23 protein-coding genes are annotated in these 23880 nt (G+C 70.5%); 14 read left to right on the top strand and 9 right to left on the bottom strand.

Translation table 11 applies throughout. The annotated features are described in order from the left end of the window. Positions 1-66: 66 nt before the first annotated feature. Together H537_RS0122535 and H537_RS0122530 are read right to left on the bottom strand one after the other, a co-directional pair. The gene (locus H537_RS0122535; RefSeq protein WP_028999653.1) at positions 67-702 is read right to left on the bottom strand and encodes a LysE family transporter; all 636 of its coding nucleotides are present in this window, start codon (positions 700-702) and stop codon (positions 67-69) included. A gap of 21 nt (positions 703-723) precedes the next feature. Next, positions 724-1962: an MFS transporter gene (locus H537_RS0122530; RefSeq protein ID WP_051243109.1), complete on the bottom strand. Its 1239-nt coding sequence runs from the start codon at positions 1960-1962 to the stop codon at positions 724-726. Between the two features lie 108 nt (positions 1963-2070). On the opposite strand from H537_RS0122530, the gene H537_RS0122525 reads away from it, so the two are divergent. Next, on the top strand, positions 2071-3081 hold the full coding sequence (locus H537_RS0122525; RefSeq protein ID WP_028999651.1) for a tRNA dihydrouridine synthase: 1011 nt from the start codon (positions 2071-2073) through the stop codon (positions 3079-3081). Positions 3082-3094: 13 nt separating this feature from the next. Then, positions 3095-3931 (top strand): hypothetical protein, encoded by an 837-nt coding sequence (locus tag H537_RS0122520; RefSeq protein ID WP_028999650.1) that lies wholly within the window; start codon positions 3095-3097, stop codon positions 3929-3931. 12 nt (positions 3932-3943) lie between these two features. Here H537_RS0122520 and H537_RS0122515 read toward each other — a convergent pair whose 3' ends face one another. The 3 genes from H537_RS0122515 to H537_RS44840 are packed head-to-tail and all read right to left on the bottom strand — an operon-like array spanning position 3944 to position 6442. Then, positions 3944-4966: a hypothetical protein gene (locus H537_RS0122515; protein WP_028999649.1), complete on the bottom strand. Its 1023-nt coding sequence runs from the start codon at positions 4964-4966 to the stop codon at positions 3944-3946. A gap of 3 nt (positions 4967-4969) precedes the next feature. Beyond that, complete coding sequence (locus H537_RS0122510; protein WP_028999648.1) at positions 4970-5779, bottom strand: tetratricopeptide repeat-containing protein; 810 nt, start codon at positions 5777-5779, stop codon at positions 4970-4972. A gap of 30 nt (positions 5780-5809) precedes the next feature. Beyond that, positions 5810-6442: a patatin-like phospholipase domain-containing protein gene (locus tag H537_RS44840; protein ID WP_051243108.1), complete on the bottom strand. Its 633-nt coding sequence runs from the start codon at positions 6440-6442 to the stop codon at positions 5810-5812. 313 nt (positions 6443-6755) lie between these two features. On the opposite strand from H537_RS44840, the gene H537_RS44835 reads away from it, so the two are divergent. The 5 genes from H537_RS44835 to H537_RS0122480 all read left to right on the top strand — a co-directional run bounded on the left by H537_RS44835 (position 6756) and on the right by H537_RS0122480 (position 11316). After that, entirely contained in the window at positions 6756-7529 is a 774-nt protein-coding gene (locus H537_RS44835) for an MlaE family ABC transporter permease (RefSeq protein ID WP_051243107.1), read from the top strand. 5 nt (positions 7530-7534) lie between these two features. After that, positions 7535-8332, top strand: a complete 798-nt coding sequence (locus H537_RS0122495) for an ABC transporter ATP-binding protein (protein WP_043459642.1) — start codon at positions 7535-7537, stop codon at positions 8330-8332. Further along, positions 8329-9321 (top strand): MlaD family protein, encoded by a 993-nt coding sequence (locus tag H537_RS49595; protein WP_051243106.1) that lies wholly within the window; start codon positions 8329-8331, stop codon positions 9319-9321. The genes H537_RS0122495 and H537_RS49595 overlap by 4 nt, the downstream gene beginning before the upstream one ends. A 131-nt stretch (positions 9322-9452) precedes the next feature. Continuing rightward, on the top strand, positions 9453-10103 hold the full coding sequence (locus tag H537_RS0122485) for an ABC-type transport auxiliary lipoprotein family protein (RefSeq protein ID WP_028999646.1): 651 nt from the start codon (positions 9453-9455) through the stop codon (positions 10101-10103). Positions 10104-10116: 13 nt separating this feature from the next. Next, positions 10117-11316, top strand: coding sequence for a CaiB/BaiF CoA transferase family protein (locus tag H537_RS0122480; protein ID WP_028999645.1), 1200 nt, complete (start codon positions 10117-10119; stop codon positions 11314-11316). Positions 11317-11335: 19 nt separating this feature from the next. Here H537_RS0122480 and H537_RS0122475 read toward each other — a convergent pair whose 3' ends face one another. From H537_RS0122475 to H537_RS0122460, 4 genes are read right to left on the bottom strand one after another with little or no spacing between them, the layout of a single operon-like run. Beyond that, positions 11336-11974 carry an HAD family hydrolase gene (locus H537_RS0122475; RefSeq protein WP_028999644.1) on the bottom strand — a complete coding sequence of 213 codons (639 nt, stop codon included), beginning with the start codon at positions 11972-11974 and terminating at the stop codon, positions 11336-11338. Between the two features lie 38 nt (positions 11975-12012). Next, positions 12013-13275: a cytochrome P450 gene (locus H537_RS0122470; RefSeq protein WP_028999643.1), complete on the bottom strand. Its 1263-nt coding sequence runs from the start codon at positions 13273-13275 to the stop codon at positions 12013-12015. Positions 13276-13315: 40 nt separating this feature from the next. Then, positions 13316-14170: an ethanolamine ammonia-lyase subunit EutC gene (gene eutC / locus H537_RS44825; protein WP_084150876.1), complete on the bottom strand. Its 855-nt coding sequence runs from the start codon at positions 14168-14170 to the stop codon at positions 13316-13318. 13 nt (positions 14171-14183) lie between these two features. Next, positions 14184-15560, bottom strand: a complete 1377-nt coding sequence (locus tag H537_RS0122460; protein WP_043459773.1) for an ethanolamine ammonia-lyase subunit EutB — start codon at positions 15558-15560, stop codon at positions 14184-14186. 139 nt (positions 15561-15699) lie between these two features. Between H537_RS0122460 and H537_RS0122455 the strand changes: the two genes are divergently transcribed. The 7 genes from H537_RS0122455 (at position 15700) to H537_RS0122425 (ending at position 23730) form a co-directional block, all read left to right on the top strand. Beyond that, complete coding sequence (locus tag H537_RS0122455; protein WP_043459640.1) at positions 15700-16446, top strand: GntR family transcriptional regulator; 747 nt, start codon at positions 15700-15702, stop codon at positions 16444-16446. Between the two features lie 453 nt (positions 16447-16899). Further along, positions 16900-17634, top strand: a complete 735-nt coding sequence (locus H537_RS0122450; protein ID WP_028999640.1) for a GntR family transcriptional regulator — start codon at positions 16900-16902, stop codon at positions 17632-17634. Between the two features lie 52 nt (positions 17635-17686). After that, entirely contained in the window at positions 17687-19006 is a 1320-nt protein-coding gene (locus tag H537_RS0122445; protein ID WP_028999639.1) for an NAD(P)/FAD-dependent oxidoreductase, read from the top strand. Between the two features lie 76 nt (positions 19007-19082). Continuing rightward, positions 19083-19985 (top strand): dihydrodipicolinate synthase family protein, encoded by a 903-nt coding sequence (locus H537_RS0122440; protein ID WP_028999638.1) that lies wholly within the window; start codon positions 19083-19085, stop codon positions 19983-19985. Positions 19986-20028: 43 nt separating this feature from the next. Beyond that, positions 20029-21027 carry a GlxA family transcriptional regulator gene (locus tag H537_RS0122435; RefSeq protein WP_043459638.1) on the top strand — a complete coding sequence of 333 codons (999 nt, stop codon included), beginning with the start codon at positions 20029-20031 and terminating at the stop codon, positions 21025-21027. Between the two features lie 123 nt (positions 21028-21150). Continuing rightward, positions 21151-22410, top strand: coding sequence for a serine hydroxymethyltransferase (glyA, locus tag H537_RS0122430; protein ID WP_028999636.1), 1260 nt, complete (start codon positions 21151-21153; stop codon positions 22408-22410). A gap of 351 nt (positions 22411-22761) precedes the next feature. Next, positions 22762-23730 (top strand): porin, encoded by a 969-nt coding sequence (locus tag H537_RS0122425; RefSeq protein ID WP_028999635.1) that lies wholly within the window; start codon positions 22762-22764, stop codon positions 23728-23730. Positions 23731-23880: the final 150 nt, after the last annotated feature.

Here is a 23880-nt window from a genome sequence, read left to right as displayed (position 1 = left end):
GCAACGGGTGTGCCGTGCGTCAGGCTGGCGTCGCGGCCGGGACAACCGGCGTCCCGAGTCGTTCTATCAGCCCGCCCGCTTGAACGTCGCCAGCAGCATGGCGACGAACATGAACAGCGCGCCGAAGACGCGGTTGAGCGCCTGCATCTGGCGCGCCGAGCGCAGCAGGCGCAGCAGCCGTGACGCCAGCGCCGTGTAGCAGCCCATGACCACCAGGTCCGTGAAGGCCAGCGTGGCGGCGATCACCAGGTACTGGCCGGGCAGCGGCCGGGCCAGGTCCAGGAACTGCGGCACCACGGCCAGCAGGAACACGGTGCCCTTGGGATTGACCGCGTTGACCATCCAGCCGCGCAGCACCAGCTGGTGCCAGGGCACGGCCGCCGCGGCCGCCTGCGCGTCCTCGCCCACCAGCGCCGTGGCCGGCGCGCGCCACTGGCGCAGGCCCAGCCACATCAGGTAGGCCACGCCCGCCCACTTCACGACCGCGAAGGCCAGCGCCGAGGTGGCGATCAGCGCGCCCAACCCCAGGCCGACCACGAGCACCTGCGTCCAGATCCCGAGCACCAGGCCCAGCGTCATGACGTAGCCGCGCCGGAAGCCGTGCGTCAGCCCCGCGCTCATCGCGGCCACCGCCCCCGCGCCCGGCGAGATGCTGATGGCCCAGGAGGCGGCGAAAAAAGCAATCCAAACTGATAGATCCATTTCGAAATGGTAGAGGCTCTGTCAAGCCTCCCGCCGCGCCCTCAGCCTTCCGAACCCCAGCGCCACCACCAGCACCCCCGCCGCCCCGAGCGCGATGGTGGCCGTGGAACCCCATTGCGCGATGGCCGCGCCCGCGGCCACCACGCCGGCGGACTGGCCCAGGAAGAACAGCGACGCGAAGGCCGACACCGCCGGGCCGCGGCGCTGCGGTGCCATCTGCGTGGCGTTGACCTGCAGCGTGTTGTGCAGCATGTAGAAGCCCAGCCCCATGCCCAGGCAGCCCGGCAGCGCCAGTGCCCAGTGCGGCGTGAAGGCCACCAGCGCCATCGAGGCCGCCATCACGCTGCCGCCCCAGCGCGCCAGCCCCACCTCGCCCAGCCGCTGCACCAGCCGCCCCGAAGCCAGCGCGAAGCCGAAGCCGCCGAAGCCGAACAGCATCAGCACCGAGCCCGCGGCCGACAGGCTCAGGCCGAAGCGCTCGTGCAGGTGCGCGGGGATGAAGGCGAAGGGCCCGTACAGCGTGAGCGCCTCCAGGAAGACGCTGGCCAGGATCACCCGGGCCCAGCGCTGCGACAGCACGTGGCGGAAGTCGTCCACGATGCGCGCCAGCGCCGATCCGCCATCGCCCGCGCGCCGGGTGCGCGCCTGCTCGGGCAGGCCGCGCTCGACGATGAACAGCACCGCGGCCACGGTGCCGAACAGCAGCGCCAGGATGAAGTACGGCACGCGCCAGCCGAGGTGGTCCGCCGCGAAGCCGCCCAGCCACACGCCGGCCGAGAGGCCCAGGATCTGCCCGATCAGGAAGCGCGCCAGCACCGGCTGGCGCTTCTCGTAGGGCACCACGTCGCCGATCCAGGCCATGGACAGCGGGATGATCGCCGCTGCCGTGATCCCGGCCAGCGCCCGCAGCGCGCGCAGCCAGGTGAAGTCCGGCGCCACGCCGCACAGCGCCGAGGCCAGCGCGCAGCCGGCGCAGCCCCAGCCGACCACGCGGTACTTGCCGTGGCGCTCGCCCATCGGGCCGAAGAAGAGCTGTGCGAAGCCGTAGGCGATGGCGAAGAAGCTCACCACCTGCGCCGCCTGCGCCAGCGTGACGTTGAACTCGCCCGACAGGCGCGGCAGCAGCGCGTCGTTGACGCGCAGCGACACGCCGCTGCCGAAGGCGGCCAGGGCCAGCGTGGCGATGGAGAGCGTGGAAACAGAGGGAGCGGCGGCAGCGGCGCCGGGGCGCGGCACGGCGTTCGAGGGCGGGGACGACATGGGGCGTGAGGATTGCGCGGAAGGCATGCCGGCATGGCTGCCAGGGCCGGCGGCAATCGCCCGGCCTGCCACAGGGTGGGACGGCGCGCCCTTACCATGCGCCCCCTCATGAGCCTGCTGCTTCTCGCCCCCATGGAGGGGCTCCTGGACCATCCCCTGCGCGAGACGCTCACGCGCGTGGGCGGCATCGACCGCTGCGTCTCCGAATTCATCCGCGTCACCGGCACGCTGCTGCCCGAGCGCGCCTTCACGCGCGTGGTGCCCGAGCTGCTGCAGGGCGGGCGCACGCGGGCGGGCACGCCGGTGCGGGCGCAGCTGCTGGGCTCCGACGAGGTGTGCCTGGCGGAGAACGCCGCGCGGCTGGCCTCGCTGGGGCCGGCGGGCATCGACCTGAACTTCGGCTGCCCGGCCAAGGTCGTCAACCGCCACGGCGGCGGCGCGATGCTGCTGCAGGAGCCCGAGAGCGTGTTCCGCATCGTCTCAGCCGTGCGCCGCGCGGTGCCGGCAGGCATGCCGGTGTCGGCCAAGATGCGGCTGGGCTTCAACGACGACCGCCTGGCCGAGGACTGCGCCCGGGCCATCGAGGCCGCCGGCGCTGACGAACTGGTGGTGCATGCGCGCACCAAGGTGCACGGCTACAAGCCGCCGGCCTACTGGGAGCGGGTGGCGGACCTGCGCGCCGCGGTGCGGCTGCCCATGGTCGCCAACGGCGAGATCTGGACCGTGGAGGACGCCCGCCGCTGCCGCCAGGCCTCGGGCTGCGAGTCGCTGATGCTGGGCCGCGGCATGGTCAGCGACCCCGGGCTGGCGCTGGCGATCCGCGGCGGTGCCGGCATTGCCTGGAGCGCGCTGCTGCCGCTGATGCTGGATTTCTGGCTGCACGTCTCGCGCCGCGTGGAGCCGCGCCACCGCGCCGGGCGGCTCAAGCAGTGGCTGAACTACCTGCGCCGCACCTACCCCGAGGCGCAGTCCACCTACGACGTGGTGCGCACGCTCAACGACCCGCGTGCCGTGGCGGCGGCCGTGTTCGGCGAGGAGGCCGCGCGCCTAGACCTGCCGAAGCCGGCGCGCCGCGCCTGGGCCCAGGCGCTGCAACCGTCGGACGAGGTTCCGGCCTGAGCCCGTGCTGCCCATGGACGCTTCCACGCCGCCGGACATCGCGCTGACGCGCTTCCACCTGCGCCGCCTGCACGCGCTGTGGCGCTCGGCGGGCTGGCCGTGCCAGGACCTGCTGGAGGTGGAGCTGCTGGCGCTGGGGCTGCTGGAGCGGCTGGCGGAGGACGGGCGCGAGCGGCTGCGCGTCACGGACGCCGGCGTGGCCGCGCTGGCGGCGGGCCGGCAGCGCAACCGCCACGCCTTCGACGCGCACGAGGCGCTGGTGCAGCGCGTGGCGCGGCACCTGCAGCGCAGCGGGCGCATCGTCTACACGGAGCTCAAGCTGCGGGCGCAGGTGGCGATGGTCTCGCCTACGCAGGCCGTGGCAGTGGCGCCGTCCGGGCCGGAGGGCGCCGCAGCGCTGCTGCCCTCCACCGAAGCGCTGCCGCCGGGGCTGGGCTTCGGCGACGAGCCGCCCGAAGGCGCGGCGGCGCCCGGGCGGCAACGCTGGGTGCAGGCGCGGCCGGACGTGTTCTCCATCCGCTACACGAGCGTGGAGGCCTACCTGCAGCCGCTGGTGCACGAGATCAAGGTGCGGCGCGGCGACCTGCTGTCCGACCTGCGCAAGCCCGAGAAGCGCGCCGCCTACCTGGGCATGGCGTCGGAGTGCTGGTACGTGCTGGCCGAGGGCATCGGCGGGCCGGAGGACGTGCCGGCCGAGTGCGGTGTGCTGATCGCCACCGCCGCCGGGCTGGAATGCGCGCGCCCAGCCCCGCCGCGCGCGGGCCGCATGCGCTTCGACCTGTGGATGGCGTTGGCGCGCGCCACGCCGCTGGCGGCCGATGAGGACGACGCGCAGGGCTTGCTGGGCTGAGCGCGGCGGGGCTCAGCCCGCTGCGAGCTCTCCGCAGTCGATCACCTGCGTCGCTATCGCGTCCGACTGCCGCGCCATGCGCACCAGCTGCGCGGTGCCGCCGGTGGAAGGGTCCTGCGCGTTGCCGTCCCACAGCGCCAGCAGCGTCACCTGCTGTGCGCCCCAGCACTGCGCCAGGTTGAGCATCCAGCGGTTGCCACGCTCCCAGCTGTGCTGGCGGCTGTGCAACCGCAGCCACGTCGGCAGCTCGGCCTCGTGCTGCAGCACCAGCAGGCGGCCGTTGCCGTGCGCCTTCACCTGTGCCAGCAGGCGCTCGCGCCACGCGGGATGGCGCGCGAAGGCCTCGGCCTGCGCCAGCAGAGCCCTGGCGTCCATGGGCAGGCACAGCCGCGTCTCGATGTCCAGCCGCGCGCAGGCCTTTAGCGCCAGGATGTCCGCGCCCGGCGCGGCCGAGCACAGCACCAGCCGCCGCGCATCCCCGGACTGCAGCGCCTGGAGCTGCGCCTCGACCAGCTCCCGCGCGCGCTGCTCGGCCGCCGCCGTGGCCGGAAAGCGCGGCGTGGGCGCATCGGGCGCGTCCACCACGTGGCCGGCGAAGAGCACCAGGCGCAGCGGCTTGCCTTCGGGCTTCTCGCCGTCGGCATCGAAGGCCTGCATCACCGCGCGCGCCGCCTCGGCGCGGATGCCCAGCTGCTCGAACAGCGCCAGCTGCCCGCGCGCGGCCTCCCAGTAGAAGCCCTCGCGGTCCGCCAGCACGCCGCGGTAGGCGTCCACCGCGATCTGCGGGTCCGCCGCCAGCGCCTGCTCGTCGTGCGTAAGGAACAGCATGTCGGCTTGGCTGATGCGCGCCCACGCCAGGTCCCTGCCCCGTACCGCGACCTCGCGCTCGACGGACACGCCCGCCACCCGCTCCAGCAACGGCAGGTCGCGCTGCAGGTCCTCCACGAATCGCCGCGTGTTGGTCTCGCGGTGCAGCCCCAGGGACAAGCTGGCAAAGCGCGGGCTGTCCGAGAGCTCCAGCAGCACGTGGCCCATCTGTTAGGTCGCCACGCCGGGGAAGAAGCTGTTGAGGTCGAGCTGGAACGCTTCCAGGTAGGCCGCGTAGGCGTCGCGGGCATGGACGCTCAGCGCTGCCGCGCGCCGCTGCTGCAGCGTGGGCAGGCCCTCGAACTGGCGCCGCCACAGCGTTTTGAGGTTGCGCGCCCGCAGTGCCGTGGCCTCCGCGCGCTCGCCCGCGCGCAGGTCCGGACAGCCCAGCGTGCGCTGCACCGCCTGGTTCGATGACTCCAGCAGCGCCGGCTTCCGCTGCTGGCGGTACAGCCGCTCGTAGACGTTGGCCAGCGCCAGGTTGGCTTCCAGCTCCTGCGGCAGGCCCTCGCGCACCCGCTCCCAGGTGTCACGCGCGCCGGGGAAGCTGTCGGTCTCGCGCCCGGCGAGCTGCCCGGCCTGGACCGCGCGCACCAGCGCCTGCAGCGCCTGCTTCGGGTCGTCCACCGTGTAGCTCCGGTAGCGGTCGGTGGAGAGGTCGAAGGGAGTGGTGTCGGCCGAGGGGCTGCCCTTGATCAGCACCGTGTGCTTCTTGCGCAGCGCGTGGCGCACGCCCAGCTCGTAGAAAACGTTGGCGTTGTGCACCGTGATGTCGCACACCACCACGTCCGCCTCCAGGATGAGGGCGAACATGTCGGCGCGGATGTTGCCCGCGCCGTCCTCGGTCTGCGTGGTGCCGCCCTCGAAGTTGCACAGCGCCAGCGCGGGCCTGATCAGCTCGCGGTCCACGCGGTCGAAGTCGATCTCGCGGCCCTGCGAGTCCTTCTTGCGGCCAAAGCCCCGGATGACGAAATAGCGCATGGCGCTGCCCTCCTCCCCGAGCCCTGGGCCTCAGGCCCGCGCCAGGTCGAACACGGAGGGGAAGTCCTCCGCCCGCAGGTCGCGCTCGCCGGCCAGGCGGCCCAGGCGGCCCAGGCGGTGCAGCAGGTCCATGTTGTCGGGCGCGTCCATCTCGCTGAGCGAGGTGATGGCCCGGACGTCGGTGAGCGCGGGGTCCAGCGCCTGCACCGCCGCAGCGCGCAGGTCCACGTCGTAGCGCAGGTAGCTGATGAGCGGCGTGCCGCCGAGGATGTCGTGCTGCAGGTTGCCGACCTCGCGGTCGATGACGCGCGCGGTGGGGCTGGCCGACATCCACTGCAGCAGCGTCTGCTGCAGGTCGGCGCAGTCCTGCATCAGCGACAGCAGCGACTTGATGGCGTTCTCCGCGGCCAGCTTGGGCGCGGCCACCGCCGGGTCGGCCGCGCCGGTGCCCACCGACACCAGCAGCAGACGGTCCGCGCCGGTGGGCCAGTCCACGCGGTAGACGTTGAGCGTGGCGTACATCAGCGTCTGCGGCGAGGGGTTGTTGAAGGGGCTCACGCCGCCGTCCACGAACTCGCCGCCCACGGCCTTGCCGTCCTTGGGCGCCAGGATCTCCAGCGATTCCGGATCGAAGAACGAGGGCGCCGCGGTGGAGGCGCGCACGACTTTCCACAGCGGGTAGTCCGTGTTGGCCAGGCGGCCCGTGCCCGCATCGCTCTCGAAGTAGCGCCAGCGCGGGTTGTTGCCGATGGGCCAGGGGCTGCCGGTGCCCAGCCGCTTGGATCACCACCAGCAGCCCGGTGAGCAGCTCCGGGCCGCCGCGCAGCCCGGAAAGTGAAGCGGCCATCCGGGCAAGCCATTTGCCATGCGTCCCGCTCATGCCTGCGCCGGTTTCATGGGCGCGGAGGCGCGAAGACCCGCTTGTAGTTGTCTGTAACATGCCCCGCGCGGCCGCTGTCGTGCCGCGCCGGCCCCGATGCACCTTCCCCACCTTTCCCTTGCCAGCCTGCTTCGCCCCGTCACGTTCCTGGGCCAGGTGCTGCTGGCCGCCGTCGCGCTGGTGCGCGGGCGCACCCGGCTGAGCGCACGCGACTTGGCGCGCGTGTCCACCGACAGCAGCGCGCGGGCGCTGCCCATCGTCACGGTGGTGAACCTGCTGGTGGGCTCGATCCTGGCCTTCGTGGGCGCGGTGCAGCTGGTGAAGTTCGGCGCGGGCATCTACGTGGCGGACCTGGTGGGCATTGCCGTGGCGCGCGAGATGGCGGCCGTGATCACCGCGGTGGTGATGTGCGGGCGCACCGGCGCGGCCTTCGCCGCCGAGCTCGCGACCATGCAGGCCAACGAGGAGATCGACGCCTACGAGGTGCTGGGCATCGACCCGGTGCCCTACCTGGTGCTGCCGCGGGTGCTGTCGCTGCTGATCCTGCTGCCGCTGCTCTACATCTACGGCTGCCTGGCCGGGCTGCTGGGCGGGGTGATGGTGGGCGGGGGCATGCTGCAGCTCGCGCCGCAGGCTTACCTGGACCGCACTGCCATCGTGCTGGGCTGGAACCACCTGGGGCTGGGCCTGGTGAAGTCGGTGGCCTTCGGTGCGCTCATCGGCATCGTGGGCTGCTACTACGGGCTGCACGCCAAGCGCAACGCCGCCGGCGTGGGCCAGGCCACCACGCAGGCCGTGGTGGCCAGCATCGTGGGCGTGATCGTGGTGGACTCGCTCTTCGCGATCCTCGCCAACGCGCTGGGGCTGTGAGCACGATGGCGCAGCAACCGCATTCGCAACAGCCGCAGCCGGTGGTGGAGGTGCAGGACCTGGAGATGCGCTTCGGCACCCGGCTGATCCAGCGCGGCATCAGCTTCACGGTGGCGCCGCGCACCATCTTCGCCGTCATGGGCGGCTCGGGTGTGGGCAAGAGCACGCTGCTGCGCCACATGATCGGCCTGCTGCCGCCGGCTTCCGGCCGGGTGCTGCACCAGGGCCAGGACTACTGGGCCAGCGACCCCGCCACGCGGGCCCGGCTGCGCGCGCGCTGCGGGATGCTGTTCCAGAGCGCGGCGCTGTGGAGCTCGATGACGGTGCTGGAGAACGTGATGCTGCCGCTGGAGCAGCTCACCGAGCTGGACCCCGCTGCGCGGCGCGAGCGCGCGATGGAGGTGCTGGGCTGGGTGGGCCTGGACAGCTCCGCCGCCTTCCTGCCCGAGCGGCTGTCGGGCGGCATGAAGAAGCGCGCGGGCCTGGCGCGCGCCATCGCCGCGGAGCCGCCGCTGCTGTTCCTGGACGAGCCCTCGGCGGGCCTGGACCCGATCAGCGCGCGGCGCCTGGACGACCTGGTGCTGGACATCCGCGAGCGCACCGGCGCGGCGGTGGTGATGGTCAGCCACGAGTTGCCCAGCCTGCTGGCCATCGCCGACGACGGCATCTACCTGGACGACGAGAGCCGCCAGCCCATCGCGCATGGCAGCCCGCGTGCGCTGCGCGACGACGCCGCCACCCATCCGACCGTGCGCGCCTTCCTGCGCCGCGAGGAACCTCCCCAACGGGACATGAACCCATGAAGAAACACGCCTTGCTCGTCGGCGCCTTCGCGCTGGGTGCGCTGGCGCTGGTCGTCACCACGGTGCTCTGGCTCAGCGGCAACAGCCTCTTCCGCAAGCAGACGCTGGCCCTGATCCATTTCCAGGGCGGCGTGGCCGGCTTGTACGTGGGCGCGCCCGTGACCTTCCGCGGCGTGCCCGTGGGCCAGGTGGAGGACATCGGCATCGAGGTCAACGACCGCTCGCTGGAGGCGCGCATCCCGGTGCGCATCCGGCTCAACCCGGACAGCGTGCGCTTCGGCAACGCGGACGGCGCCGCCGCCGCGCCGCCGCTGCCCACGCTGGTGCAGCGGGGCCTGCGCGCGCGGCTGGTGGCGCAGAGCTTCGTCACCGGCCAGAAGCTGGTGGACCTGGACTTCGTGGAGGAGGCCCCGCCGCCGCCGCAGGCCAGCGGCGGCCGCTACCCGGAGATCCCGGCCGTGCGCGACCGCTTCGACGCGCTGTTCGACCAGGTGGCGCAGCTGCCGTTGCGCGAGACGATCGAGGACGTGCGCAGCACGCTCAACACGCTCAACGACACGCTGGCCGAGACGCGCGACACGGTGGTGAGCGCGCGCCAGGCGCTGGACAGCGTGACCAAGCAGGTCAACGGCCTGGCCGGCGAGGGCCAGCGCACGCTGGGCGCGGCCACCGCGGCGATGGAGGAGCTGCGCGTGGGGGCCGCCACGAGCCTGGCCAACGTCAACAAGCTGCTCGAAGCCAGCCGCCAGACGGTGGACGCCGCGCAGCCCGAGCTGAAGGCCACGCTGGCCGGCGCGCGCGCCGCAGCCGAGGCGGCGCAGCAGGCGATGGGCCGTGTCAGCGAGCTGGCCGAGCCGGGCGCCCCGCTGCGCAGCGACCTCGACGCCGCGGTGCGCGACCTGTCGCAGGCCGCGCGCGGGCTGCGCGAGTTCAGCGAGCTGATCGAGGAACAACCCAACGCGGTCATCTTCGGCCGCCGCCGCCAATGAACACCGAGCTTCACGCCCAGAGCCACGACGCCGTGAGCCGCGAAGCGCCCAACCCGTCAGCCTCCCCTTGCCCGCAAAGCGGGAGAGGGGCAAGGGCAAGGGTCGAGGCACGCCAAACCCGCTGGCCCTCGATGGCCGCCACCGCCGCCCTCCTCCTGAGTGGCCTGCTCGCCGGCTGCGCCAGCGCCCCGCCCTCCGCCACGCTGCTGGTGCTGCCGAGCTTGGGCGCGCCGGGAGCGGCCGGCACGGCGGGCGCCAGCGTGGCGGCCGTGCCGCCTGACGCGGCGGCGAGCGCGGCCCCGGTGCTGGTCGTTCGCCGCCCGGTGCTGCCGGAGTACCTGCTGGCGCGGCGCGTGCGCTTCCGTGTGGGCGAGACGGTGGTGGACGACTGGCCGGGCGTGTTCTGGGCCGAGCGCATCGAGGTGGCGCTCACGCGCGAGCTGACCGCCGCGCTGCGTGCGCAGTTGCCGGGCTGGACGCTGTGCGAAGGCGAGTGCACCGCCGGCGGCGTGGAGCCGCGGGCGCAAACGCTGCGGCTGGAGTTCGCGCCGCTGGACTACCGCCGCGACCGCCGCGAGCTCTTCACCGAGGTGCGCGCCGTGCTGCAGGACGCCAACGGCACGCTGCGCCAGCGCACCGAGCGCCGCTACACCCTGCAGGCCAGCGCCGACACGCCGCAGGCCCATGCCGCGGTGCTGGGCGAGCTGCTGCGGCGGGTGGCGGGGGACGTGGCGCCGGTGGTGGCGGCCGGCGGTGGCACGCCGGTGGCGGCGGGGCGGTGAAGACGGCAGCGGCATGGACGACGCCAACGCCCCCCTGCCCCTGAGGGGCCTGCGCGTCGTCGAGCTGACGCACATGGTGATGGGCCCGGCCTGCGGCCTGGTGCTGGCCGACCTGGGCGCGGAGGTGATCAAGGTCGAGCCGGTGGAGGGAGAAGGCACGCGGCGCCTGCTGGGCGCCGGCGCGGGCTTCTTCCCGCTGTTCAACCGCAACAAGAAGAGCATCGGCATCGACCTGCGCCGCCCCGAGGGCGCCGAGGTGGCGCGCCGCCTGGCCGCGGGCGCCGACGTGGTGGTGGAGAACTTCAAGCCCGGGGCGCTGAAGAAGTACGGGCTGGACTACGCGAGCCTGTCGGCCGCCAACGACCGGCTGATCTACGCCAGCCACAAGGGCTTCCTGCCCGGCCCCTACGAGCATCGCACCGCGCTGGACGAGGTGGTGCAGATGATGGGCGGCTTGGCCTACATGACCGGCCGGCCCGGCGACCCGCTGCGCGCGGGCACCAGCGTCAACGACATCATGGGCGGCCTGTTCGGCGCCATCGGGGTGATGGGCGCGCTGATCCAGCGCGGCATCACCGGACGCGGCATGGAGGTGCAGTCGGCGCTGTTCGAGAACAACGTCTTCCTCATGGGCCAGCACATGCTGCAGTACGCCCTGAGCGGCCGGCCCCCGCGGCCCATGCCTGCGCGCGAAAGCCCCTGGGCGGTGTACGACGTGTTCACGGTGAAGGACGGCGAGCAGGTCTTCCTGGCCGCGGTGAGCGACGCGCAGTGGGGCCTGATGTGCGACGCCCTGGGCCTGGGCGACCTCAAGGCCGATCCGGCGCTGGCGACCAACAACGACCGGGTGAAGCTGCGGCCCCAGCTGTTGGCCACGTTGCGCGAGCGCCTGGCGCACCGCTCGGCGGCGGAGCTGGCCGCGCTGTTCGAGCAGGCCGGGCTGCCCTTCGCGCCGATCCGCCGCCCGGAAGACCTGTACGAGGACCTGCACCTGCAAGCCACCGGCGGCCTGGCCGACGTGGTGGTGCCCGACGGCGAGAAGGCCGGGCAGACGGTGAAGACCACGCTGTGCCCGTTCACGCTGGACGGCCAGCGCCTGCCGGTGCGGCTGCATCCGCCGGCGCTGGGCGCGCACACCGGCGAGTTGCTGCAGGGGCTGGGCTACACCGCCGAACAGGTCGAGGCGCTGCGCAGCGAGGGGCTGGTGGCCTGAAGGCCGAGCCGGCCGCGGCTCAACTCGCGTCCAGCAGCTCCTCCAGCGCCTCCAGGTGCCGCACCTGCGCGTGCAGCTCCGTCGGCAGCGGCTGGGCCGAGCGCAGCACGTGCACCTGCATCCCCGCCGCCAGCCCGGCGCGCACGCCCGAAGTGCTGTCCTCCACCACCGCGCAGCGCTCGGGCGCCACGCCCAGCGCGCGCGCCGCGTGCAGGAACAGGGCCGGGTCGGGCTTGAAGACGCCCACGTCGTAGGCGCTGAAGATGCGGTCGGGGCGCAGCAGCGGCAGCAACCCGGTGATCGACAGCGTCAGCTCGGTCTTGGCGCGCGGGCCATTGGTCGCGACGCAGAAGGGCAGCGCCAGCCGCCGCAGCAGTGCCTGCGCCCCGGGCATGGGCTGCAGCCGCTCCTTGAAGGTCTCGGCCATGCGCGCCCGCACCGTGGCCTCGAAGTCCTCGGGCAGCGGCCGGCCGCGGCGCTGGCCGATGGTGGCCAGCGTCAGCGCCATGCTCTGGCCCTTCATGTCGTGCAGGTCCGCCAGCAGCGCGGGCGCGACGCCCAGCGCCAGCGCCTGCTCCTCGACGGCGGCCAGCAGGATGGGCTCGCTGTCCACCAGCGTGCCGTCGCAGTCGAAGATGACCGCATCGAAAGATGTCATGGCGCAAGGCCTCCTTGCCGTGTTGTTTGCCGGGTCGCTCACGGCAGCGCCTGCACGCCCTGGATCACGAAACCGCTGCGCGGCAACGCGGGCAGCCGCCCCATGTCCAGGCCCAGGTCCTGCGGCGGAACCTCGTAGCGCATGCGGTGCAGCAGCCAGTCCAGCGACAGCATCATCAGCGCGATGGCCACGCCCTCGCCCGGGCAGCGGTGGTGCGCATGGGGCTCGGCGCCGCCCTGCGGCACGAAGTCGTAGGCGCCGGGCTTGCGGGTGAGGAAGCGCTGCGGGCGGAACTCGTCGGGCGCCTCCCAGCTGCGCGGATCGTGGTTGGTGCCGTACAGGTCCAGCAGCGCCATGCGCCCGCGCGTGAAGTGGTAGCCCTGCCATTCGAAGTCGTGGCGCACGCGCGCGGCGATGGCCGGGAAGAACGGATACCAGCGCCGCACCTCCTGCACGAAAGCCTGCGCCCAGCGCATGTCGCCGCCGAGCAGGCTCTCGCTCAGCGGCTCGCGGCACTCGGGGTGCATGTGCAGCGCGTGCGCGGACTGGGTGATGAACACCGACACCGCCACCACCGGCCGCAGCAGGTTGATCAGCTCCACCGCCGCGATGCGCGGGCGCAGCACGTTGCCCTCCTCGTCGCGGTGCAGCGCGATCTGCGCCGCCGCGCTGTCTTCGGCCAGCTCGACGCGCCCGGCGCGGGCCTCGGCCAGCAGGTGCGCGAGCCAGGACTCCAGCGCCGCTCGCGCCACGCGCGCGTGCAGGTGACGCAACGGCGGTCCCACCGCGTGGTCGAACAGCGCCGCCAGCTCCGCCGTGCGCAGCGACACCTGTGCGGGCGGCAGCGGCACGCCGGCCCAGTGGCACACGGCGCGCGTGAGCATGGGGTGCAGGGCGGCGTAGAGCTGCACCTGCTCCTGCTGCGCCCAGCGGCCGAGCTCGTGCTCCCACTCGTGTGCCACCTGCCGCACCAGCGCCGCTACGCGCTCCGGCGCCAGCGCCTGCATGAAGTAGGCCTTGCGCCGCCGGTGCCGCAAGCCGTCGAGCGTCTGCACGCCGCCCTTGCCGAACAGCGTGGCACGCAGCGGCTCGGGCGCGGCGCCGCCGCGCAGGAACAGGCCCTCGTTGTAGAAAAGCTCCGCCGCGCGCGGGCCGGTGAAGCACAACGTGGAGCGCAACATCAGCCGGGCCTGCACCACCTCCGTGTGCTGCTCACGGCAATGCCGCCCGATGAAGCGGTAGGGATCGGCCAGGAACGCCAGGCTGCTGTCCAGGCTGCCCACGTGGGGTATCGGTCGCATGGCCGGCGCAGGGGCAAGCCGTATTCCGACGCCGGTGCCTTCAGCGCTGCAGTTGCAACTGCTGCGTCCCGCTTTCGTCTTTCAACGCCACGCCACTGGTGCCGCGTGCGCGGGCCTCGCGCAGCAGCCAGGCCAGGCGCCGCGCCGCCAGCGCATACGAGAGGCCCTGCGGGCGCACGTTGGAGATGCAGTTGCGCTGCGCGTCCACGCAGCCCACGCGCGGCGCCCAGGTGAGATAGATGCCCAGGCTGTCCGGGGCACTCAGGCCTGGGCGCTCGCCAATGAGCACCGCCACCAACGCGGCGTCCAGCCGCTCGCCCACCTCGTCGCCCAGCGCCACGCGGCCCTGCGCGACCAGCGTGAGCGGTGCCAGGCGCCAGGGCTGGGCGTCGTCGCGCAGCCGCGGCAGCAGCTCCGCCAGCAGCGCCGGGGCATGGGCCTGCACGGCCTGGGCGGACAGGCCGTCGGCCAGCACCAGCGCGAGGTCGAAGCGCGGGGACGCGGCCGGGCCGGTCGTCTGCGCCAGCGCCTGCAGCCGTTCGCGCGAGTCGGCATCCAGCTGCCGGCCCAGGTCTGGCCGCTGCAGGTAGGTGGCCCGGTCGGGCGCGGCGCTGTGCAGCGCGACGTGGGGCAGGCCCCGCGGCTGCAGTGCTTGCGCCAGCGCGGCGAGGTCCAGCGCCTGGTGCACCGCGTCGCGCGCCTGGGCGTGCGCGAGCTGGAACTGCAGCTGCGCCGCGGTGGACTGGCTCACGCCGCTGCGTGGCAGGCCGATGCGCGCGGGCGTATGGCGGCGCAGCCGGGTCCAGAGCCCGGTGGCGCCGGCATCGGCGGTGGTCGGGAGCGCGGCGCCAGCGGCCGGCGGCGGGGCGGAGTCGGGAGCGTCGTCCTGCGCCATGGCGTTCTCCTGTTCAGAGCTGGGGCAGCAGCGCCTGCGCGAAGCCGGCCGGGATCTGCCCGGCGGGCCGGCCCTGCTCATCGGCAAAACCCATGCGCTGCAGCCAGGCCTCGAACTCCGGCGCGGGGCGCAGGCCCAGGGCGCGGCGCAGGTACAGCGCGTCGTGGAAGGAGGTGCTCTGGTAGCCCAGCATCACGTCGTCGGCGCCGGGCACGCCCATCACGTAGTTCACGCCGGCCACGCCCAGCAGCGTCAGCAGCGTGTCGGCGTCGTCCTGGTCGGCCTCGGCGTGGTTCGTGTAGCAGACGTCGCAGCCCATGGGCAGGCCCAGCAGCTTGCCGCAGCAGTGGTCCTCCAGCCCCGCGCGCTGGATCTGCTTGGCATCGAACAGGTATTCCGGCCCGATGAAGCCCACGACGGTGTTGACCAGCAGCGGGTCGAAGCGCCGCGCCACGGCGTAAGCGCGAGCCTCCAGCGTCTGCTGGTCGCAGCCGTGGTGCGCGCCGGCCGAGAGCGCGCTGCCCTGGCCGGTCTCGAAGTACATCACCTGCCCGTGGCCGCGGCCCAGCGCCAGCGCCGCGGCCTGCGCCTCGGCCAGCAGCGCCAGGTCGATGCCGAAGGCGCGGTTGGTGCCCTCGGTGCCGCCGATGGACTGGAACACCAGGTCCACCGGCGCGCCGCGCCCGATGGCCTGCAGCGTGTTGCTCACGTGCGTGAGCACGCAGGACTGGGTGGGAATCTGGTGGCGGTCGATCACCGCGTCGAGCAGCCGCAGCAGCGCCGTGACCTGCTCCACGTCGTCGCCGGCGGGGTTGATGCCGATGACGGCGTCGCCGCTGCCCAGCAGCAGCCCGTCGAGGATGGCGGCGGCGATGCCGGCCGGGTCGTCCGTGGGGTGGTTCGGCTGCAGCCGCGTCGCCAGCCGGCCCGGCAGGCCCAGCGTGCCGCGAAAGCGCGTGACCACGCGGCACTTGCGCGCGACCAGGACCAGGTCCTGGTTGCGCATGAGCTTGGACACGCCTGCCGCCATCTCCGGCGTCAGCCCGGGCGCCAGGGCGGCCAGGACTTCGGGCGTGGCCTCGTCGGAGAGCAGCCAGTCGCGCAGGCCGCCGACGCTGAGGTGGCGCACCGGGGCGAAGGCGGCGTCGTCGTGGGTGTCGAGGATCAGCCGCGTGACCTCGTCCTGCTCGTAGGGCACCACGGCTTCCTCCAGGAAGCGCGTGAGCGGCACCTCGGCCAGCGCCATCTGCGCCGCCACCCGCTCGCGCGCCGAGGCCGCCGCCACGCCGGCGAGGCGGTCGCCGGAGCGCTCGGGGCTGGCGCGCGCCAGCAGCGTGCGCAGGTCGGGGAAGGTGAAGCTTTCGGTGGCGATGCGCTGGTAGTAGGCCATGCGCGCCAGTATGGGCGCCGATGCGAAGATGTGGATTTGCAGGCGCCGCCCCCGCAAGGCGATAGCCAGTTAAACCTTGATAGACATATTGTCTAAGAATAAACTACAGTTCTAAAAGCTGCAGAAAGGACCGATTGCCATGCCCGCATCCACGGCTCAAACGAAAGCGGAAAAGGAAAATACCTCGCAAGCCTTTGCCGAGGTGCCCAGCGACCGTAAAACGGTTTTGGGAGAAACGCTGCGGCGGCGGATCGTCAGCATGGAAATGGCGCCCGGTGCCGTGGTGGACGAAATGGCGCTGAGCGAGGAATTCGGCCTTTCGAGGCCGCCGGTGCGTGAGCTGCTGCGGCAGTTGGCGGCCGAGGGGTACATCGAGCTGGAGGCCAACCGGGCGGCGCGCGTGTCCTCCATGAATTTCCAGTCGCTGCGGAGCTTTTTCCTGGCGGCGCCGCTGATCTACATTGCCACGACGCAACTGGCGGCGGCGAACGCGTCGCGCACCGAGATCAACGAATTGAAATTGATCCAGAAGCGTTTCCGTGCCGCGATCGAGCAAAACGACGTCGAAGGCCGTGTGATCTACAACGACGAGTTTCATCTGCAGATCGGGAAAATGGCGCAGAACGCCTATTTGATGCCCAGCTTGCGCCGCCTGCTGATCGACCATGCCCGGCTCGGAAAAATCTTCTACCGCCATCCCACCACCCAGGACATGGCGGAGAACCTGGACAAGGCGGTGGAGCAGCACGACCAGATCATCGAGGCCATCGAGCGCCACGATGCCGAAGCCGCCGGGCGCCTGGTGCGCGCGCATTTCGAGCTGTCGCGGCACCGCATGGCCGAATACGCCGCTCCTGAAGGGGTCGAGGTTCCGCTGAGCTTCTGAGCTGAAGGCCGCCGGCCTGGGCGCCGCCGGGAGGCGGCTTGGCCGGCGCAACGCGCGCATGCATGCGTTGCGCGCCCTCATTCCGCGTCTCGCGTCCAAGGCAGGCGCGAGGTCCGGTTTCCTGACCTGACTCCCTCTCCAGGGGCACAGCTCATCGCCCTGCGACCGGCGCCGCACGGCTGAGACCGTACGCGGCCATTGCCCTGGTGCCTGGCCCCGCGCGCGGCGCTGAGCCTTCTCCTCTCTCTTTGCTCCTCTCCACCTGAGTTCTGCGGGCGGAGTCCGCCTTGCGGCCACCACGGCCGCGCCCGATGCGCTCGGCGACTGGTCGCCTGTCCCGGCCGCGGCTCACCTCCAACCACCGTCCATGCAAACCCTATGGACAGCCCGTCTACGAGTGACCTACACTGTGTCTACAAATCGTAGACATTGGAAATCGTGATGCCGTCGGACATGGGTTCCATGAAGGTACAGGCTGTGGGCGACGCTTCGCTGAGCGTGGCCGTTCCCGTGGATCGGAAGACGCTGCTGGGCGAGACGCTGCGGCAGCGCATCACGAGCATGGAGTTGGCGCCGGGCGCCGTGGTGGACGAGCAGTCCCTGGGTGAGGAATTCGGTCTTTCGAGGCCGCCGGTGCGCGAGCTTCTGCGGCAGATGGCGGCCGAGGGCTATATCGAGCTGGAGGCGAACCGGGCCGCCCGGGTTTCCTCGATGAATTTCCAGTCGCTGAGGAGCTTTTTCCTGGCGGCGCCGCTCATCTACATCGCCACGACGCAGCTGGCGGCCGCCAATGCCACGCTTTCCGAGATCAGGGAATTGAAGCGCATTCAGGCACGCTTTCGCGCCGCGATCGAGAACAACGACGTTGCCCAGCGCGTGCTCTACAACGACAGCTTCCACCACGAAATCGGGAAGATGGCGCACAACGCCTATTTGATGGCGAGCCTGCGCCGCTTGCAGCTGGACCATGCTCGGCTCGGCAAGATTTTCTACCGCCACCCGACCACGCCCGACATGCAGCAGGACCTGGAATTGGCGGTGGAGCAGCATGACCGCATCATCGAGGCCATCGAGCGCCACGATTCGGACGCGGCGGGCGAGGCGGTGCGCACGCATTTCGAGCTGTCGCGGCATCGATTGGCCGAGTATTCCACGCCGGAAGGCGTCCATGTGCAGATCGCCTATTGACGGTCGCCCTCAGATTTTCGCTTCAACCGCGCTGCAGATTCGGGTTGCCAAAATGACCAAAGTAAGCTCCCTCCCCGCCGACGACGCTTCCTGCGGCTGGTTCCATTTGAGCCCGGCGCGGCAGCCACGGCCTTCCCATTCCGGCACCCGTAAGGCCCGCTGGGTGGTGGTCGGCGCGGGTTTCACCGGCCTGGCCGCGGCCCGGCAACTGGCGCTGAATTTCCCCGATGAGGAAATCGTGCTCATCGAGGCACAGCAGGTTGGCTACGGTTCGTCAGGCCGGAATGCCGGTTTCGCGATCGACCTTCCCCACGACATCGGCGCCGATGATTACATCGGGGACATTGCCACCGCCAAGACCAGCCTGAAGCTGAACTTGACGGGCCAGGGGATATTGAAGGACTTGGTCGAGCAGCACCGCATCGACTGCCAGATGCGGCCTGCCGGCAAATACCAGGCGGCCATCGAGGAGCGGGGCGTCGCCGTGCTCGACGCTTACCGGCGAGGCCTGGACAAGCTCGGCCAAGCTTACGAGATGGTCGAGGAAAAGCAGCTCCCCGAGCACATCGGCACGCATTTCTACAAGAAGGCCCTGTTCACGCCGGGCACCCTGCTGATCCAGCCCGCCGCGCTCGTGAAAGGCCTGGCCGACAGTCTGCCCAAGAACGTGACGCTTTACGAGCGCACGCCCATCACCGAGGTCGAATATGGCGACAAGACCGTGCTCGGCCATCGCAACGGAAAAATCATTGCCGACAAGCTGGTGTTGACCAACAACGCCTTCGGCATGAGCTTCGGTTTTCTCAAGGGCAGCATGCTGCCGGTATTCACCTATGCCAGCCTGACCCGGCCGCTGACCGCGGACGAACAGGCCCGCCTCGGCGGCAAGCCTTATTGGGGCGTCATTCCCGCGGACCCGTTCGGCACCACGCTGCGCCGCACGGTGGACAACCGCATCCTGGTGCGCAACAGCTTCAGCTTCAATCCGGACGGCCGCAGCCAGCCGAAGTATTTGGAGCGTTTCGTGAAGCGGCACCGCGAATCGTTCGAGCGCCGCTTCCCGATGCTGCAGGGCGTGGATTTCGAATACACCTGGGGCGGCGCGCTGAGCTTGGCGCGCAATCACCTGTCCCAGTTTGGACTGCTGGCGCCCAACGTCTATGGCGCGCTGTGCTGCAACGGGTTGGGTGTCACGCGCGGCACGGTCACCGGCACGTTGCTGGCGGACTGGCTGGCAGGCGAGCGCAACGATCTGATCGAGTTTCTCTTGTCCTCGCCCGGCCCCAACCGGAATCCCCCGGAACCCTTGCTCTCGCTCGGGGTGAACCTGAACCTGATGTGGGGACAGCACCGCGCCGGCAAGGAAAGCTGAAAACGGCTGGAAAAAGCTGAACAGGCCCGCCTCATTTGCCTGGGAATACCGTTCCCGTACCGATGGAGAAATCATGATGAAGTTTGAAGGCATCTACACCCCAGCCATCACGCCCCTGCGCGACGATGGGAGCATCGACAAGGCGGCATTCGCCGAAGTGCTCGAATACCTGATCGAGGCCAAGGTCCACGGCATCATCATCGGCGGATCGACGGGCGAATACTATGCGCACACCGCGCAGGAGCGATTCGAGCTCGCGGCCCACGCCAAGGACGTCATCAACGGCCGCCTGCCGCTGATCGTCGGCACCGGCGCCGTCCGCACCGAGGATTCGGTCGAATATGCCAAGGCGGCCAAGGAAATCCAGGCCGATGCGCTGCTCGTGGGTTCCCCGCCCTACGCGCTGCCGACCGAGCGTGAAAATGCGGCCCACGCCCTGGCCGTCGATCGCGCGGCCAATCTGCCCATCATGCTTTACAACTACCCCGCCCGCATGGGCGTGAGCATGGGCGATGAATTCTTCGCCGCCATCGCCGGCTCGAAGAATTTCGTGGCCATCAAGGAAAGCTCGGGCGACATGGGGCGCGTGCACAAGCTGGCGCGCCATTACCCGCACATCGCGCTGTCCTGCGGCTGGGACGACCAGGCGCTGGAATTCTTCGCCTGGGGCGCGCGCAGCTGGGTGTGCGCGGGTTCGAATTTCATTCCGCACGAGCACGTCGCGCTGTACGAGGCCTGCGTGGTCGAGAAGAATTTCGACAAGGGCCGCCGCATCATGTCCGAAATGATGCCGCTGATGGATTTCCTCGAAGGCGGCAAATTCGTGCAGTCCATCAAGCACGGCTGCGCGCTGAGCGGCCTGCGGCCCGGTGGCGTGCGTGCGCCGCTGCAGGGACTGGACGAGGCGGAAAAGAATGAGCTTCAGCAGATCGTCGCCACCCTGAAGCGCAACGTGGCACACATCGCCAAGGGCGTCTGAGCCAGTATTCCGGCCGGGTGGCTGGGCATGGGAGCTGTCCCTCATGAAATCGCACGCACGAGAAAAAACCGAACCGAAGCTGCGCGTCGGCTTCCTGCTTGCGCCCCGCTTCACCTTGACGGCGTTCGCGGGCTTCGTCGATGCCCTGCGGCTCGCCGCCGATGAGGGTGACCGGAGCCGCCAGCTGCTCGCCCGCTGGACGATCCTGGACACCTCGGACGGCCCCATCACGTCCAGCTGCGGCGCCAGCGTGGTGCCCAATGCACCGCTGGAGTCGCCCCAGGACTACGACTACCTGGTCGTGGTGGGCGGCCTGCTGCATGGCGGCCAGCGGGTGCAGCCCCGCCTCACGGCCTTCCTGCGCGAGGCCGCGGCAGCGGGGGTGAAGCTGGTCGGCCTGTGCACCGGCTCGTTCGTGCTGGCGCGTGCCGGCCTGCTCGACGGCTACCTGGCCAGCGTGAGCTGGTTCCACCGCGAGGAATTCGTGGCCGAGTTCCCGGAGTGCCGCATCGTGTCGAACCAGATGTTCGTCGCCGACCGGGACCGCCTCACCTGCGCCGGCGGCACCAGCGTCGTGCACCTGGCGGCGCACCTCATCGAGCGCTCCATCGGGCGCGCCAGCGCCGTCAAGGCGCTGCGCATCATGATCGAGGAGCAGCCGCTGCCCTCGCGCACGCTGCAGCCCGAGGAAGTGATGTCCGTGCGCTCCACGGACACGATGGTGCATAAGGCCATGTTGTTGCTGGAGCAACAACTGCAGTCGCCCGCGCCCATCGACGAGCTGTGCGAGCCGCTGGGCATCGGCCGCCGGCAGCTGGAGCGCCGCTTCCAGCGCGACGTGGGCCTGAGCCCCGCGGAGTACCGCACCCGACTGCGCCTGGAGCGCGCGCGCTGGCTGCTGCAGAACACGGACCTCGAAGTCACCGAGGTCTCGTTCGAATGCGGCTTCCACGACGGGGCCAGCTTCTCGCGCTTCGTGCGCAAGGAGCTTGGCATGAGCCCGCGCGAAGTCCGCCAGGTGGGGCGCGTGGTCGCGCGCTGAACCCTTTTCTGCCTCGATTGAGGCGATGTCATGAATCGCATGGCGGGCGACGCAGTCCGCGCCGCACTCTGAACCTCGTGCCGGGAAGATGGGCTCTTCCGCAACCGACCTCTGGATTTCTCCATGTTCAGCTACAGCAAGCAGACCCTCAAAGCCGTCGACCCGGATCTGTGGACCGTCGTCCAGCAGGAGCACCAGCGCCAGGAGCAGCACATCGAGCTGATCGCCAGCGAGAACTACACCTCGCCGGCCGTGATGGCGGCGCAGGGCAGCCAGCTCACGAACAAGTATGCCGAGGGCTATCCGGGCCGCCGCTACTACGGCGGCTGCGAGTACGTGGACTTGGCCGAGCAGCTCGCGCTGGAGCGGGTCAAGCTGCTCTTCGGCGCCGACCAGCATGGCTGGGCGGCCAACGTGCAGCCCCATTCCGGCGCCCAGGCCAACGAGGCCGTGTTCATGGCGCTCATGAAGCCGGGCGACACCTTCATGGGCATGAACCTCGCCGAGGGCGGGCACCTCAGCCACGGCATGGCGCTGAACATGAGCGGCAAGTGGTTCAACGTGGTGAGCTACGGCCTCGATGAGCAGGAAGAGATCGACTACGACGCCATGGAGCGCAAGGCGCACGAGAGCCGCCCGAAGATCATCATCGCCGGCGCCTCGGCGTATGCGTTGCGCATCGACTTCGAGCGCTTCGCGCGCGTCGCCAAGGACGTGGGCGCGCTGCTGATGGTGGACATGGCGCACTATGCGGGCCTGATCGCCGCGGGCGAGTACCCGAACCCGATCCCGCACGCCGACATCGTCACCAGCACCACGCACAAGAGCCTGCGCGGGCCGCGCGGCGGCATCATCCTGATGCGCCCGGAGCACGAGAAGGCCATCAACAGCGCCGTGTTCCCGGGGCTGCAGGGCGGGCCGCTGATGCACGTCATCGCCGCCAAGGCGGTGGCCTTCAAGGAGGCGCTGGAGCCCGAGTTCCAGCGCTACCAGCGGCAGGTCGTGAAGAACGCGGCGGCGCTGGCCGAGACGCTGGTCGAGCGTGGGCTGCGCATCGTGAGCGGCCGCACCGAGAGCCACGTGATGCTGGTGGACCTGCGCGCCAAGGGCTTCACAGGCAAGGCGGCCGAGGCGCTGCTGGGCGAGGCGCACATCACCGTCAACAAGAACGCCATCCCGAACGATCCGGAGAAGCCGATGGTCACCAGCGGCATCCGCCTGGGCTCGCCCGCCATGACGACCCGCGGCTTCAAGGAAGAGGAAGCGCGCAAGGTGGGCCACCTGATCGCGGACCTGCTGGACCGTCCGAACGACCCCGCCACGCTGGCCGACGTGCGGGCCCAGGTCGGCAACCTGACGCGCGACTTCCCGGTGTACGGCTGAAGCGTGTCACGCCAGGTGCTTGAACACTGATTCCGCTGTGGCGTCGCGACTGAAACAAACCTCGTCACGCCCGCCCTCACAGGCATGACGAGAGACTTTTCCCGCTTTGATCAGAAAGATTGGCTAAATCCTGCCGTGCTGGCCCCTTGATATTCCAGGGTCAGACGGCATTGGGCTTCCATTCATTGAATAACTGATAAGCCACCTTTCGGGCAGCTTTTCCCGGAGCCGGATGAATGCTGCCGTGGGCGGATGTCGATGCGTGCGCAAATCGTGGCGACCCGAGATTTTCCGGTTTCTCCAACCGGCGGACATGCCGTCCGCCAAAACCTGCCTGAAGGGAAGTACCTCATGAAAACAAATACGCGCGGCAGCCTGTTGCTCGCCTCGGCCGCTCTGGTGCTGGGCGTACCGGCCGCCCAGGCCCAGTCCGAGGTCAAGATCTCGGGATTCCTGGACGTGGGCGTCTACCGGGACACCAGCCACGTGTGGAACGTGGGCCCCATCCAGCGCAGCTTCGTCGCCTTCAGCGGCGCGGAAGACCTGGGCGACGGGCTGTCCGCCATCTTCAGGCTCAGCACCCGCTTCGACACCGGCACGGGCGCGCTGGAGAGCGCCACGAAGCCGTTCTGGCACGACGAATCGACGGTGGGTTTGAAAGGCCGCTTCGGCACGGTCAAATTCGGCCGCCGCCTGGACGCCATCAACAGCCTGGATTGGCAATTCGACCCCTGGTACAACTTCAACCGGGTCGCTTCGCCGGCTTGGGATACCTGGCACTACAACTTTTCTTCCGATCCGCGCGGCAACAGCGGCACGCCGGAATATGGCCGCCTGAACAACGGCATCTTTTACGATTCGCCTACGTTCGGCGGTTTTGCGCTGCATTTGAGCGGATCGCCTGAAAAGGCAGTAGGCGACGTGCGCCGGCCGCTGGGCACGGCCGTGACCTACAACAGCGAAAACCTGGCCGCCATCGGGGCGCACAGCCGCAACAGCGCGGGCGATACCGACAATTTCGTGGGCGCCAAGGTCACCGTTTCTTCCGTGGCCGTGATGGCCGCCTACAACGTCAGCAAGGCGGGCGCTTCCAAGGCGAAGGCGCTGACGGCCGGCGTCCAGTACACCCTGGGTGCCGCCACGTTCAAGGGTGGCTGGGGCCAGGTCGACGTCGACGGCGTCAAGGCCGTGAAGGTGCTGGGCGGCGGCGCCTACTACGCGCTGTCGAAGCGCACGACAGTCTACGGCGACGTGGCGCACAAGAAGTTCGTGAGCGACTCGGCCAACACCTACGGCGTGGGCATCACCCACACCTTCTGAGTCCGAAGCGGCCTTCGCCCCGGCCCGCGGCCGGGGCAGCAGCGACCCGCGCAGAAGCCGGGACCGTTACACGGTCAACTTGTACGCGCACGCTAGGCACTGCCTAGCGTGCGCGTTTGCATGGTCCCTCCACCGGCCCGAAACTCAGCG

It is taken from the genome of Azohydromonas australica DSM 1124 (assembly GCF_000430725.1).
Lineage (GTDB): Bacteria > Pseudomonadota > Gammaproteobacteria > Burkholderiales > Burkholderiaceae_C > Azohydromonas > Azohydromonas australica.
The sequence above is the reverse complement of the archived record's forward strand: the minus strand, read 5'-3'. Positions and strand labels throughout refer to the sequence as shown.

Coding starts and splice junctions, on each gene's coding strand:
- glyA (WP_028999636.1), top strand. CDS start 21,151: ATGTTCAGCTACAGCAAGCAGACCCTCAAAGCCGTCGACCCGGATCTG.
- H537_RS0122460 (WP_043459773.1), bottom strand. CDS start 15,560: ATGGCCTACTACCAGCGCATCGCCACCGAAAGCTTCACCTTCCCCGAC.
- H537_RS0122440 (WP_028999638.1), top strand. CDS start 19,083: ATGAAGTTTGAAGGCATCTACACCCCAGCCATCACGCCCCTGCGCGAC.
- H537_RS0122530 (WP_051243109.1), bottom strand. CDS start 1,962: ATGTCGTCCCCGCCCTCGAACGCCGTGCCGCGCCCCGGCGCCGCTGCC.
- H537_RS0122435 (WP_043459638.1), top strand. CDS start 20,029: ATGAAATCGCACGCACGAGAAAAAACCGAACCGAAGCTGCGCGTCGGC.
- H537_RS0122470 (WP_028999643.1), bottom strand. CDS start 13,275: ATGCGACCGATACCCCACGTGGGCAGCCTGGACAGCAGCCTGGCGTTC.
- H537_RS0122515 (WP_028999649.1), bottom strand. CDS start 4,966: ATGGGCCACGTGCTGCTGGAGCTCTCGGACAGCCCGCGCTTTGCCAGC.
- H537_RS0122450 (WP_028999640.1), top strand. CDS start 16,900: ATGGGTTCCATGAAGGTACAGGCTGTGGGCGACGCTTCGCTGAGCGTG.
- H537_RS0122520 (WP_028999650.1), top strand. CDS start 3,095: ATGGACGCTTCCACGCCGCCGGACATCGCGCTGACGCGCTTCCACCTG.
- H537_RS0122485 (WP_028999646.1), top strand. CDS start 9,453: ATGGCCGCCACCGCCGCCCTCCTCCTGAGTGGCCTGCTCGCCGGCTGC.
- H537_RS0122480 (WP_028999645.1), top strand. CDS start 10,117: ATGGACGACGCCAACGCCCCCCTGCCCCTGAGGGGCCTGCGCGTCGTC.
- H537_RS0122425 (WP_028999635.1), top strand. CDS start 22,762: ATGAAAACAAATACGCGCGGCAGCCTGTTGCTCGCCTCGGCCGCTCTG.
- H537_RS0122455 (WP_043459640.1), top strand. CDS start 15,700: ATGCCCGCATCCACGGCTCAAACGAAAGCGGAAAAGGAAAATACCTCG.
- H537_RS0122495 (WP_043459642.1), top strand. CDS start 7,535: ATGGCGCAGCAACCGCATTCGCAACAGCCGCAGCCGGTGGTGGAGGTG.
- H537_RS0122445 (WP_028999639.1), top strand. CDS start 17,687: ATGACCAAAGTAAGCTCCCTCCCCGCCGACGACGCTTCCTGCGGCTGG.
- H537_RS49595 (WP_051243106.1), top strand. CDS start 8,329: ATGAAGAAACACGCCTTGCTCGTCGGCGCCTTCGCGCTGGGTGCGCTG.
- H537_RS0122510 (WP_028999648.1), bottom strand. CDS start 5,779: ATGCGCTATTTCGTCATCCGGGGCTTTGGCCGCAAGAAGGACTCGCAG.
- H537_RS0122475 (WP_028999644.1), bottom strand. CDS start 11,974: ATGACATCTTTCGATGCGGTCATCTTCGACTGCGACGGCACGCTGGTG.
- eutC (WP_084150876.1), bottom strand. CDS start 14,170: ATGGCGCAGGACGACGCTCCCGACTCCGCCCCGCCGCCGGCCGCTGGC.
- H537_RS44835 (WP_051243107.1), top strand. CDS start 6,756: ATGCACCTTCCCCACCTTTCCCTTGCCAGCCTGCTTCGCCCCGTCACG.
- H537_RS0122535 (WP_028999653.1), bottom strand. CDS start 702: ATGGATCTATCAGTTTGGATTGCTTTTTTCGCCGCCTCCTGGGCCATC.
- H537_RS0122525 (WP_028999651.1), top strand. CDS start 2,071: ATGAGCCTGCTGCTTCTCGCCCCCATGGAGGGGCTCCTGGACCATCCC.